A 12027-nucleotide genomic window follows, 5' to 3' on the forward strand; every position below is an offset into this window, starting at 1 on the left:
GGGGATGGGGCTGTGTGAAGTGGAGGTGAAGGGGGATAAAAAAACCGGCGCAGAGCGCCGGTCTCGGTATCACAGGGTTTTCAGTTTGGCGGGCAGGGCGGCCAGCACCTCTTCCTTGGCCTTGAGGGAGGCGAACTGCTTGCCGGGTTTTTGCACCACGGTATGGACGAAGATGAGCTGCTTGCCCGGTTTGCTGGCCCAGCCGACGAACCAGCCTATTTGCTGATCCCGGTCGAGGCTGCCATCCAGTTTTTTCGGGTAGCCCATGCCGGTCTTGCCGTGGATCTGCCAGCCGTCGATCTCGCTCACCTTGAGGATATTGGCGGTGTACTGCAGGGTTTGGGCGGAGACCGGCAGCTTGCCGCTCACCATCCTGCCGAGGAAGCGGGCCTGCTCCTGGGGGCTGATGGTCAGGCTCGAACTGAGCCAGGCCTGGGTCAGACCGTCGTGCTTGCCCAGGTTGCCCGAGAGATCCCGGTTGCCATAGTCGAAGCGGTCGACGTAGTGCTGGAAGCGCGCCTCCCCCAGCCATTCTGTGAGACGCTGGGAATACCAGATCACCGAATAGGTCATCCAGCGGCTCGGGGTGGCGGTCTCACGCCATTCGGGCAGAAAGTCGGCATCGCCGGGTTTGAACGGCAGGGCGGGCAGCTGTTCATCCACCAGGAAGCCGCTGTCATAACCCATCAGGGCCAGCGGGATCTTGAAGGTGGAGGCGGGGGTCAGCTGGGCGGCACACTCTCCCTCGGCACTGAGGGGTTTGCCTGTGCCATCGGCAAACAGCATGCAGCCTGCGGCAGCGCTGGCGGGAAAGGCACAGAAGAGTCCGGCGGCAAACAGGCCGGGCAACAGAATACGGGACATCACTCTCTCCTTGATTCATGGGAATGCGCATCGACGGGGAAGGGTCGGCATCGAGAGGGCGCAGCTTAGCCCGGCTCTGTGTGTTCAGTGTGAAGTGCCTTAGCTGGCGGGGAGCCAGAGTTCTGCCAGCACGCCGCCGTCAGGCTGGTTGGTCAGGGTCAGCCGGCCGCCGTGCTGGCGCGCCACTTCCAGGGCAAAGCTGAGCCCGAGGCCGCTGCTCTTGCCCTTGTCGGGTCTGGGTAGCGAATAGAAGCGCTCGAAGATGCGCGGCAGGGCGTAGGCCGGGATACCCGGCCCCTGATCCCGTACCCGGAAGCAGTACCCCCCCTCCTCCATGGTGCCACTCAGCCTGAGGGTGCTGCCGATGGGGGAGAAGTCGAGGGCGTTGTCCAGCAGGTTGCCGAGGGCCTGCTCCACCAGCAGGGGATCCCACTTCTGTTTCTGGGCTTCGTCCAGCGCACTCAACAAGGTGATCTGGCGACGCTCGGCGGCGATCTGGCGGGCATCGATCGTTCGCCTGCCCAGCCGGGCGGGTTCCACCGACTGTCTGTCCAGCCCCTGCCCCGACTCCAGCCTGGCCAGCTGCAACATCCGCTCGATCAGCTGCTGCATGCGGGCCGTCTCCAGATTGATGTTGCCGATAAAGCGCGTCGCTATTTCGGCTGGCGGCGCCTCGGCCAGGATCTCCCCTGCCCCGCGGATGGCGGCCAGCGGGCTCTTGAGCTCGTGGGTCAGGCTGTGCACATAGGCTTCGATGTAGGCCTTGCCGTCCAGCTGGCGACGCATGGTCTCCAGGGAGCGGCCGAGCCGATCCAGCTCCGGACTGTAGAGGCGTGGCAGAGTGGCGGGCTGGCCCTGGCTGACCGCATCGGCGTAGTGCACCAGCTTGCCGATGGCACGGTTGAGCCACCACACCAGCAGGGCGCCGATGAGCAGGGAGATGCACAGCAGCAGAGCCGCCCCCTGCAGCAACTGGTGCTCGCTGCGCTCTATCATGGGCAGCAGGGTGCGGTTGGGCTTGGCGACGGTGAGGGAACCCAGGATGTCGTCCCCTTCCCGTAGCGGGGCGGCGACGTGCATCACCGAGCTGGCGGGATCGTCAGGATCGCTGCGGGTGCTGCGGGCGCCGTATTCGCCGCGCAGGGTCAGGTAGACGTCGTTCCAGCGAGAGTAGTCCTTGCCCAGATCCACCCCGTCCGAGTCGTAGACCACCTTGCCCCAGCGGTCGACCACATAGATGCGGTACTCCGCCTGCTGCTTGAGGTGGCCGTCGATGAGGGCGTTGATGGGGTTCTGGTTGAGGCGGGCGAAGGCGCTGGCGAGCCGGCCATTCGCCATCTTCCCTTCCTGCATGTCGTCCAGGGCCAGGGGGGCCAGCATCTGGGCCATGTCCACCAGGGTGTCTTCGGTGGCGCTGCGCACCCCGGGTTTGATCTCCTCGACGAAGATCTCCAGCACGAACCAGGCGGCCAGCGCAAAGATCAGCACCAGCCCGCACAGCAGTTGCAGTCCGATCCTCATGTCAGCCTCCGGCTGGTGCCCGGCAGCTGGGCGTTCATGCCAGCTCCAGGCTGTAGCCCAGCCCGCGGTGGGTCAGGATCAGGTTGGCTTCCGGGTCCCGTTCCCTCAGCTTGGCGCGCAGGGTCTTGATGTGGGTATCGACGGTGCGGTCCAGGCTCTCCTCCGCGTCCTGCCACACCAGCTCCATCAGCTGCTGGCGGGAGTAGACCCGGCCGGGGGACTGCATGAGCGTCTTGAGCAACAGGTATTCGTAGCGGGTGAGGGCCAGCGGCTGCCCCAGGAAGCAGATACGGGCCCGCTCCTCGTCCAGCACCAGGAAGTGCTGCTGCCGGGGGGCGGTTGGCTGGCTGCGACGCAGGATGACCCGCACCCGGGCGCACACCTCCCGCGGAGAGAAGGGCTTGGCCACATAGTCGTCGGCCCCGATCTCCAGCCCGATCAGGCGGTCTATCTCCTCGCTGCGGGCGGTAAGGAACATCAGCGGAACGTCGCAACGGGTCCTAACCTGCTTGCACAGCTCGAAGCCGCTGATGTCCGGCAGCCCCACATCCAGAATGAGGAAGTCCGGTCGCGTCTGTTCCAGTCGCGCCAGCAACGGCTGGCCGAGGGGGAACCACTCCACCTCGAAACCGTCGGTCTGCAGGGCGTAGATCAGGGTGTCGGCAATGCTGGCCTCGTCTTCCACCAGCCAGATGAGTCGTTTTTGCATGATGTCCTCGTCGCAAATCGGCTTGCCCATTCTGGCATCGAACCAAGTTGGATCCTATTTGCCGTTTGATTTTTCCCGAAAAGGTATTAATATTTCGCCATTCTTTCGAATCGAAACTTATAGATGACCAAACGCAACACTCAACAGCGTCGCCACACCATCGTCAGCCTGGTACAGGAACAGGGTGAAGTGAGCGTCGACGCCCTGGCCAGGCACTTCTCCACTTCCGAAGTGACCATCCGCAAGGATCTGGCCGTGCTGGAGACCGGCGGTCTGCTGCTGCGCCGTTACGGCGGTGCCGTGCCCCTGCCCAGCGAGATGGTGGTGGACAGCAATCCGGATCAGGTTTCGAAACGAAAGCTGGCCATTGCCCGCGCCGCCGCCGAGCGGATCCGCGATCACAACCGCGTCATCATCGACAGCGGCAGCACCACCAGCGCCATGATCCCCATGCTGGGCAACAAGCGCGGCCTCATCGTCATGACCAACTCCCTCAATGTGGCCGGCGCCCTGCGCGAGCTGGAAAATGAGCCTACCCTGTTAATGACCGGAGGCACTTGGGACCCACATTCCGAGTCCTTCCAGGGCCAGGTGGCGGAGCAGGTGCTGCGATCCTATGACTTCGACCAGCTCTTCATCGGCGCCGACGGCATCGACCCGGAGCGCGGCACCACCACCTTCAACGAGCTGGTGGGCCTCTCCCGGGTGATGGCCGAGGTGTCGCGGGAGGTCATCGTCATGGTGGAATCGGAGAAGATCGGCCGCAAGATCCCCAATCTCGAGCTGCCCTGGTCCAGCATCCATACCCTGGTGACCGATGAGGGGCTGGCTGGTGAGGCCAGAGAACAGATCCAGGCCAGGGGGATCACGCTGATTTGCGCCCCCGTGGCCGTTTGACCTGAGCAATCCATTATCCAATCGAATTAACGTCTTACGTCTCAAGGAGAAGTCTATGTGTGGCATCGTCGGGGCCGTCGCCCAACGTGATGTGGCTGAAATTCTGGTAGAGGGCCTGCGCCGTCTGGAATACCGTGGCTATGACTCTGCCGGGGTCGCCGTGTTCAGCGCCGATCGTCCGCTGCAGCGGGTGCGCCGTCTGGGCAAGGTGGCCGAGCTGGCCAAGGCGCTGGAAGAGCAGTCCGTACACGGCGGTACCGGCATCGCCCATACCCGCTGGGCCACTCACGGCGAGCCGTCCGAGCGCAATGCCCACCCCCACGTCTCCGAGCATATCGTGGTGGTGCACAACGGCATCATCGAGAACCACGAAGAGCTGCGGGAAGAGTTGAAGGCGCTGGGTTATGTGTTCAACTCCGACACCGACACCGAGGTGATCGCCCACCTGGTGCACCACGAACTGAAATCCGCTCCCAGCCTGCTGGTGGCCATGCAGGTGGCGGTGAAGCAGCTACGCGGCGCCTATGGCACCGTGGTCATGGACAGCCGTGACGACAGCCGCGTGGTGGTGGCCCGTTCCGGCTCCCCCCTGGTGATCGGTCGCGGCATCGGCGAGAACTTCATCGCCTCCGACCAGATGGCGCTGCTGCCGGTGACCCGTCGCTTCATCTTCCTGGAAGAGGGTGACGTGGCCGAGGTGACTCGCCGCGACGTGCATATCTTCGATACCCATGGCGAGGCCGTGGTGCGCGAGGAGCTGGAATCCGAGCTCTCCCACGATGCCGGTGACAAGGGCGAATACCGCCACTACATGCTCAAGGAGATCTACGAGCAGCCCAAGGCCATTACCAACACTCTGGAAGGCCGCCTGGGCAGCGATCACGTGGTGGTCGAGTCCTTCGGCAACGGCGCGCGCGCCATCTTCGACAAGGTCGATCACGTGCAGATCGTCGCCTGTGGCACCTCCTACAACTCCGGCATGGTGGCCCGCTACTGGTTCGAGGAGATCGCCGGCGTCTCCTGCGACGTGGAGATCGCCTCCGAGTTCCGCTACCGCAAGTCCGTGGTGCGCCCCAACAGCCTGCTGGTGACTCTCTCCCAGAGCGGTGAGACCGCCGATACCCTGGCGGCCCTGCGCCTGGCCAAGGAGTCCGGTTACATGAGTTCCCTGGCCATCTGCAACGTGCCGGGCTCCTCTCTGGTGCGCGAGTCGGACCTGGCCTTCATGACCCGGGCCGGTGCCGAGATCGGGGTAGCCTCCACCAAGGCATTTACCACCCAGCTGGCGGGCCTGCTGATGCTGGTGGCCTCCGTCGGTCACTGCCGTGGCAACCTGAGTGCCGCGGCCGAGGCAGAGCTGGTCAAGGCGCTGCAAGCCCTGCCGCTGCGCATCAAGGAGAGCCTGGCGCTAGCCAAGCAGATCGAGACCCTGGCCGAAGAGTTCGCCGACAAGCACCACAGCCTGTTCCTCGGCCGTGGCAGCCAGTACCCCATTGCCATGGAAGGGGCGCTCAAGCTCAAAGAGATCTCCTACATCCACGCCGAGGCCTATGCTGCCGGTGAGCTGAAGCATGGCCCGCTGGCCCTGATCGATGCCGAGATGCCCATCATAGTGGTGGCGCCGAACAACGATCTGCTGGAGAAGCTCAAGTCCAACGTGGAAGAGGTGCGTGCTCGCGGCGGCATCCTCTATGTGTTCGCCGATGCGGATACCGGCTTCAAGAGCGACGAGACCATGCGAGTGATGTGCCTGAACCACGTGGAAGAGGTGATCGCCCCCATCGTCTATACCGTGCCGCTGCAGCTGCTCTCCTACCACGTTGCCCTCATCAAGGGCACCGACGTGGATCAGCCGCGCAACCTGGCGAAATCCGTGACCGTGGAATAAGCCATTGTCATGAATGAAAAAAGAGCCGCATTGCGGCTCTTTTTTTATTGGCTGTGCCGCCGGGCCGGCGTCACGACAACCGCAGGTTGGTGATGGTCACGTCATCCAGGGAGGGCACTATGATGCCGCTGGAGATGCTCTTGGCGATGGCCTGGTTGCGATTCTTCGAATCCGTCTTGTTGGTGACCTGATTGAGGTGGAAGTTCACGGTACGCTCGCTGATCCCGAGGATGGTGGCGATCTCCCAGGAGGTCTTGCCCTCGCTGGCCCAGAACAGGCACTCCTTCTCCCGATCCGACAGCTCGGTCAGGTGCCTCATCAGCTCGGGCCTGCTTTTTATCAGCTGAAGTGCCGAGTTGAAGATGTAGCTGGCGCAGAACGACAGCAAGGGAACGTTTTCAAACATCAGGTCGGAGCTGGATTTTTCCTTGCTGATGAAGGAGAGGATGCCGTGCTCCCCCTGCGGGGTGTGGAGCGGGAAGGAGACCCCGTTTCTGACTCCGAAGTCGGCGGCCAGATTCATGACTTCCTGGCTGGCACTGGGCAACCAGGGGGAGTCGCAATCGAGCTTGTTCCAGAAGATGGGCTGGGTCTGCTTCAGTCCCAGGAAGACCACGGGATCCTGGGTCAGGTAGTGGCGCTCCGAGTAGGCGTCAAACCAGCTGGTGGGGCAGTTGTTGAACAAGGCGACATGTGACTTTTGCATGCTGATGGGAAAAATGATCAGCAGCCGGAAGTAATCAAAACCCATCTGGTGACTGAAACGCTCCAGTTGCTGCTGGATGTCGCAAGTCTTCTTGGCCTTCGTGAACCGATCTATGTGTTCCCAGATCGCATCGTTAAACATGTAAATCTCCTTTTTCGACCACTTATCATCCTGATCGAAAAGACATTTTTTAGTTATTTAGAATGGAGTTGCGACTTCCAACGCCAGTTAATCCCGTACTTGTCTAAAAAGTATCCTGTTTTTTCGGTCGCAGGCCAAGAAAATCATCTGATTGCCACTGGCGCGACTCTCTGAGACAATGAGAATAGTTATCATTGTTAAGATTTATATCATGAACAAGTTTTGGGGTCTGGCCTTGTTGCCATTGGCCGTTCATTTCGTCGCCTCTGCCGACGATATGGTCGCGCCAGAACTGAAAAAAAGCATAGCCGACGGGAAATCTTCCCAATTGCGTGTGGAAAAAGCCGCCGATGCGGCCGTTGCCGCCAGGGCGGAGCTGCAAAATGCGCAGCTGCAACTGCGGGATCTGGAAGCCTACAACCGCTACATGCAGACGCTGGTGGCCGATCAGCAGCAGGAGTTGGGCAAGCTTACCCAGCAATTGGAGGCGGTACAGGAGACCCGACAGGGCTTGGTTCCGCTGATGCTGCAGATGCAGGCGGACTTGGAACAGCTGGTGGAGAGCGACATTCCGCTGCGCAAGGAAGATCGCATGGCGCGAGTTGAACAGCTGAAAGCCACCCTGGCCAGGGCCGATGTGAGCGAGGCGGAGAAATTCCGCCAGCTGCTGCAGGCCTACCAGATCGAAGCCGAATACGGCAGCCGGCTCGACAGCTATGTCGCCGAGCTTGTACTGGACGGCGCACCGCGCCGGGTCGACGTGCTGGCGGTGGGCCGTGTCTCCCTGCTGGCCATGACTGCCGATCGCAGCCAGGCGTGGCGCTGGTCTGCGCAGAACAAGCAGTGGCAGTCCCTCGATAGCCAGTGGCTCTCCCCCATCGCCGAGGCGCTGGAGATGGCCGCCGACAAGAAGGTTCCCCAGTTGTTGAATGTCCCCCTTTCCGTCAGCCGTGGTCAGGAGGCCCAGTCATGAGCGTCACCATGAAGTGGTTCCCCCTCGCCCTCGTCCTCACTCTTGGCACTACTGCCGCCGTGGCCGACGAAGCCTGGCAGCAGCAAGAACAGGCCCGTGAACAGCAGGCACAGCAGGATCTGGCGTTCGTCTCCAAGGAGCTGAACAGCGCCCGTGCCAAGCTGGCCGAGGCCCAGCGCCTGAGCAAGGAGCTGGCCAGCCAGTTCGCCGCCAACGAGAAGCAGCTGGTGGAGCTCAATGCCCAGTGGGAGCAGGCCTCCGGCGACATGAACGAGATCTTTGCGGTCACCCGTCAGGGTGCCAGCGATGCGGTCAAGCTGCTGAGCGAATCCTCGGTCGAAGGTCAGTACCCCGAGCGCCTCGCGCCGCTCAAGGCGATGGCGCAGGAGAAGCAGGTACCGGATCGTGCCGCCCTCGCCCTGCTGCCCGCCACCTTGTTGCAGGAGATCCGCGAGTCGGGCCGGGTTGCCCAGTTCAACGGCAAGGTGCTGGATGCCCAGGGTGCGGCCAGCGAACAGCCGCTGACCCGGGTCGGCAGCTTCGCCCTGTTTGGCGAGCAGGGGTTCCTGCAGCCAACCGCCGAAGGCCTGAGCCCGGTGCTGGGTCTGCCCGGCGGTGTGCTCTCCGCCGTGGCCGCCTATCAGGGCCAGGAAGGGGAAGCGCTGCCGCTGGATCCCTCCCACGGCACCCTGCTGGCGATGCTGGCACAGGCGCCCACCTTCTGGCAGCAAGTCCAGCAGGGCGGCCAGGTCGGCGCCATCATAGTGCTGCTGGCCGCCATCGGCCTGGGGATAGCTGGAGTACGGCTGTGGAGCCTCTCTCGTGAGCTGACATTGGTGCGCCGCCAGCTCAAGAGCGGTGAGTATCATGCCGACAACGCCCTCGGCCGGGTGCTGACGGTGGCCGACAAGCATCCCGAGCTGAGCATGGAGACTCTCGAACTGCGTCTCGACGAAGCGATCCTGCAGGAGACCCCTCGCATGGAGCGCGGCATCGGCATGGTCAAGGTGATCGCGGCCATCGCCCCCATGCTGGGGCTGCTCGGTACCGTGACCGGGATGATCGGCACCTTCCAGGCCATCACCCAGTTCGGCACCGGCGATCCCAAGATCATGGCCGGCGGCATCTCCATGGCGCTGGTCACCACGGTACAGGGTCTGGTGGCGGCCATTCCGCTGATCCTGGCCCACAGCCTGCTGCAATCCCGTTTCACCGAGCTCTCCAACGTGTTGGAGCAGCAGGTGGCCGGCATTCTGGCCGAGCGGGCCGAAAGCAACCGTGACGGGATGGAGCGGGCGGCATGATGCTCGACATCTGGCAACAGCTGCAGAGCTTCATGGGCCGTGGCGGCCCCGTGCTCTGGGTCATTCTGGCCCTGCTGGTGCTGATGTGGATTCTGATGATCGAGCGGCTGCTCTACCTCAACCTGGGGTTTGCACCGCTGCAGCGCCAGCTGCTCAGCCGCTGGCAGGCCCGCAGCGAGCGTCACAGCTGGCATGCTCGGGCGATTCGCTGGCGCTGGCTGGCCGAGGCCGAGCTTGAGCTCAACCGTCATCTGATCTTCATCCGCACCCTGGTGGTGCTCTGCCCCATGCTGGGGCTGCTGGGTACCGTGACCGGCATGATAGGCGTATTCGATGCGTTGGCCGCGGCCAACCGCTTTAACCCGGAGAGCATGGCGGGCGGGATCTCCCGTGCCACCATCCCCACCATGGCTGGCATGGTGGTCGCTCTCTCCGGCGTGTTGTTACTCAGCCGGCTCGAGAGCCAGGCCAAGCGTGCGCTGGCCAAGACCCGGGACGGCCTGCGAGAAGAGAAGGTAATGCAATGAGACGGCAATCCAAACGCCAGCGCGACGAAGTGCAGATCGACATGACCCCCATGCTGGACATCGTGTTCATCATGCTGATCTTCTTTATTGTCACCACCTCCTTCGTGCGGGAAGCCGGGCTCGAGGTGCACAGGCCCCAGGCCAGCCAGGCCAAGGCGCAGAAGTCCTCCAGCATCATGCTGGCGATCGGCCCCCAGGGGCAGATCTTCCTCGACCGCAAGCAGATCGACGTGGAGCGGGTGCAGGCCAGCGTCGCCCGCCTGCTGGCGGAACAACCCGATGCCAGCCTGGTGATCCAGGCCGACGAGCGGGTGCCCCACGGCAAGGTGGTGCGGGTGATGGATGAGGCCAAGGCGGCAGGCATCGCCAACATCGCCGTGGCGGTGGCACCGAAATGAAATACAAGCTGATGAGCCTGGGACTGGGGATTGCCCTCAGTCTGGGGATCCTGCTGTTTATGGCCACGTTGGTTGAACCACCCCGAGGCGAGAAGGTGGCGAGCGAGCAGAAGTCCATCGTCATCAACATGCAGAACGAGGTGACCGAGGTACAGGTGCGCGAGCGCCCGGTCCCCCAGGAGCCTGAACCCTTGCCGGAGCCGCCTGCCGCCCTGGCCTCGACGCCGCTGCCCATGCCGGCGGCGGCCCCGTTACCCTCGGTACAGCCGAGCCTGGATCTGGTCTCCAGCCTCAGCGCGGTGCAGGTCTATGCCCCCGGCGTCGCGACCAGTCCCAACCCGGTCGCGAGCGGCAACTTCCATGGCCAGCAGCAAGGTGCCGGGATCGGCGCCGGCGACATGCTGATGCCGTTGCAGCGGATCGAGCCTGTCTATCCCTATCGGGCCCAGCAGGCAGGCATCGAAGGGGCTGTCACCCTGCGTTTCAGCGTCGATGCCGACGGTCGGGTACAGGATGTGGAAGTGGTCGAGGCCAAGCCGAAGCGTCAGTTCGAGCGGGCGGCCATTCAGGCGATCAACAAGTGGCGCTATCAACCGAGACCCGGCGCCACCGACAAGCTGGTGCAAGTCATCACGCTCAAATTCAAACTGGAGTCATAACCATGTTGCGGATCTGGATCTGTGTGCTGGCCCTGGTCAGCCAAGCCTGTCTGGCGATGGAGGTGAGCCCCCATTTCTCCCGCCAGCTGGAGCCCGTGATGAAACTCTATCAATCCGGCCAGTGGCAACAGGCCCAGAGCAAGGCAGCCGGCCTCAAACCAAGTAGCGATGCTGAACGCGCCTGGCTGGCCCAGCTGCAGGCGTCCCTGGCGGCCAACCTGCAGCAGACCGTGCAGGCGAGTAGCTACGTGGAGCAGGCCCTGGCCTATAAGGAATGGCCAGAGCAGCAACAACTTCAGCTGTTGCGTCTGCGCGGCGACATCCAGGCCCAGCAATCCAACTGGGCCGGTGCCATCGCCAGCTACAAGGCTGCGTTGGCCATCAAGGCTGACGATGCCTTGCGCCTGCGTCTGGCCGGCCTCTATTACCACAATAAGCAGTACGGTGAGGCGGCCAGCCAGAGCGAACAACTGTTGAAGAAGAGCTGGCAGAAGCAGGCCGCCGTCATCCGCCTCTCCGCCCTCACCGCGCTGCAGCGCTACGGTGTGGCGGCCGATCAGGCCGAAGATCTGATCCGCCATGAGCCGAAAGAGAGCAAGTGGTGGCAGCAGGCGGTGTCGCTCAACCTCTCCGCCAAGCGCGGCGATCAGGCGCTGGCTCTGCTGCAAACCGCCATCAACAGAAAACTGATGGATGACGCCGCCGCTCGCAACCAGCTGATCCGCCTGTATGCCTGGCAAGGGCTGCCCTATCGCGGCGCCCGCCTGCTGGAAGCTGCCATGGCGAAGGGACAGATGAAACAGAGCGCCGACAATCGCCAACTGCTGGCCCAATTGTGGGAAGGGGCGCGCGAGTGGCCGAAGGCTGTCGACAGCTGGCAGCTGCTCGCCCGTGAGCATGCTCATCCCAAGGCGGCCATGCGCGCCGCCGAGCTGCTGTTGCAACAAGGCAGAACAGATGCCGCCATGACCCAGCTCGCGGCCATCAAGTCGGTGAAAGGGGAGCAAGGCAACAGGGCCAAGGCGCTGCTGGTGCAAGCACACCTTAATAAGGAGCAGTATGCCGAGGCGCTGGCGCTGGCTCGTGAACTGCAGCAGCAGGGCAACTGGGAACAGCGGGCGACCAGCTGGGTCAACTACATTCAGGCGCAGACCGACGGAGCGAACAAAAATGCGGCGTGAAACTGGGCAAAAACGCGCATTTCATGGGCTTTAGCCTGCTTTTTCAGCAAACGAACGCATTTCCACAAAAAGCCCTTGTCATCGCGGCGCGGCTCCCTATAATGCGCCCCTACCAGCACGGCGGACAACGCCAAACTGATGAGCCAGCTTCCTTGTGAAGCCGGCGCCGAAAGAAAAGCGAAAACAAGCGCTTGACTTTCGAAGTGAGGAAGGTATTATACGCCACCTCAGCGCGACAGGCGCCACGCTCTTTAACAAT

The 12027-nt window shown here is 62.9% G+C and carries 12 protein-coding genes; 8 read left to right on the forward strand and 4 right to left on the reverse strand.

What is annotated here, in order from left to right; all coding sequences use genetic code 11:
• Positions 1–69: 69 nt before the first annotated feature.
• The 3 genes from blaOXA to blrA all read right to left on the reverse strand — a co-directional run bounded on the left by blaOXA (position 70) and on the right by blrA (position 3094).
• Positions 70–864, reverse strand: a complete 795-nt coding sequence (gene blaOXA / locus BN1136_RS16995; protein ID WP_043763844.1) for a class D beta-lactamase — start codon at positions 862–864, stop codon at positions 70–72.
• 99 nt (positions 865–963) lie between these two features.
• A complete protein-coding gene (gene blrB / locus BN1136_RS17000; protein WP_043763846.1) occupies positions 964–2385 on the reverse strand; it encodes a beta-lactam sensor histidine kinase BlrB in 1422 nt (473 codons plus the stop codon).
• 34 nt (positions 2386–2419) lie between these two features.
• Positions 2420–3094 carry a beta-lactam response regulator transcription factor BlrA gene (gene blrA, locus BN1136_RS17005; RefSeq protein ID WP_043763884.1) on the reverse strand — a complete coding sequence of 225 codons (675 nt, stop codon included), beginning with the start codon at positions 3092–3094 and terminating at the stop codon, positions 2420–2422.
• Positions 3095–3217: 123 nt separating this feature from the next.
• Here blrA and BN1136_RS17010 point away from each other — a divergent pair, with 123 nt between their 5' ends.
• Entirely contained in the window at positions 3218–3991 is a 774-nt protein-coding gene (locus BN1136_RS17010; protein ID WP_043763850.1) for a DeoR/GlpR family DNA-binding transcription regulator, read from the forward strand.
• 55 nt (positions 3992–4046) lie between these two features.
• A complete protein-coding gene (gene glmS, locus BN1136_RS17015; protein ID WP_043763852.1) occupies positions 4047–5879 on the forward strand; it encodes a glutamine--fructose-6-phosphate transaminase (isomerizing) in 1833 nt (610 codons plus the stop codon).
• 70 nt (positions 5880–5949) lie between these two features.
• On the opposite strand, the gene BN1136_RS17020 is transcribed toward glmS, so the two are convergent.
• Positions 5950–6726 (reverse strand): helix-turn-helix transcriptional regulator, encoded by a 777-nt coding sequence (locus BN1136_RS17020; RefSeq protein WP_043763855.1) that lies wholly within the window; start codon positions 6724–6726, stop codon positions 5950–5952.
• Between the two features lie 211 nt (positions 6727–6937).
• On the opposite strand from BN1136_RS17020, the gene BN1136_RS17025 reads away from it, so the two are divergent.
• From BN1136_RS17025 to BN1136_RS17050, 6 genes are read left to right on the forward strand one after another with little or no spacing between them, the layout of a single operon-like run.
• Positions 6938–7699 (forward strand): DUF3450 domain-containing protein, encoded by a 762-nt coding sequence (locus tag BN1136_RS17025; protein WP_043763857.1) that lies wholly within the window; start codon positions 6938–6940, stop codon positions 7697–7699.
• Complete coding sequence (locus BN1136_RS17030; RefSeq protein WP_043763860.1) at positions 7696–9003, forward strand: MotA/TolQ/ExbB proton channel family protein; 1308 nt, start codon at positions 7696–7698, stop codon at positions 9001–9003. Before BN1136_RS17025 ends, BN1136_RS17030 begins: the two co-directional genes overlap by 4 nt.
• Positions 9000–9530 carry a MotA/TolQ/ExbB proton channel family protein gene (locus BN1136_RS17035; protein ID WP_043763862.1) on the forward strand — a complete coding sequence of 177 codons (531 nt, stop codon included), beginning with the start codon at positions 9000–9002 and terminating at the stop codon, positions 9528–9530. The genes BN1136_RS17030 and BN1136_RS17035 overlap by 4 nt, the downstream gene beginning before the upstream one ends.
• Positions 9527–9928, forward strand: coding sequence for an ExbD/TolR family protein (locus BN1136_RS17040; protein WP_010635580.1), 402 nt, complete (start codon positions 9527–9529; stop codon positions 9926–9928). Before BN1136_RS17035 ends, BN1136_RS17040 begins: the two co-directional genes overlap by 4 nt.
• Complete coding sequence (locus BN1136_RS17045) at positions 9925–10587, forward strand: energy transducer TonB (protein ID WP_043763872.1); 663 nt, start codon at positions 9925–9927, stop codon at positions 10585–10587. The genes BN1136_RS17040 and BN1136_RS17045 overlap by 4 nt, the downstream gene beginning before the upstream one ends.
• A gap of 2 nt (positions 10588–10589) precedes the next feature.
• The gene (locus BN1136_RS17050) at positions 10590–11768 is read left to right on the forward strand and encodes a tetratricopeptide repeat protein (protein ID WP_043763874.1); all 1179 of its coding nucleotides are present in this window, start codon (positions 10590–10592) and stop codon (positions 11766–11768) included.
• Positions 11769–12027: the final 259 nt, after the last annotated feature.

This window comes from Aeromonas taiwanensis, assembly GCF_000820165.1.
Classification (GTDB): domain Bacteria; phylum Pseudomonadota; class Gammaproteobacteria; order Enterobacterales; family Aeromonadaceae; genus Aeromonas; species Aeromonas taiwanensis.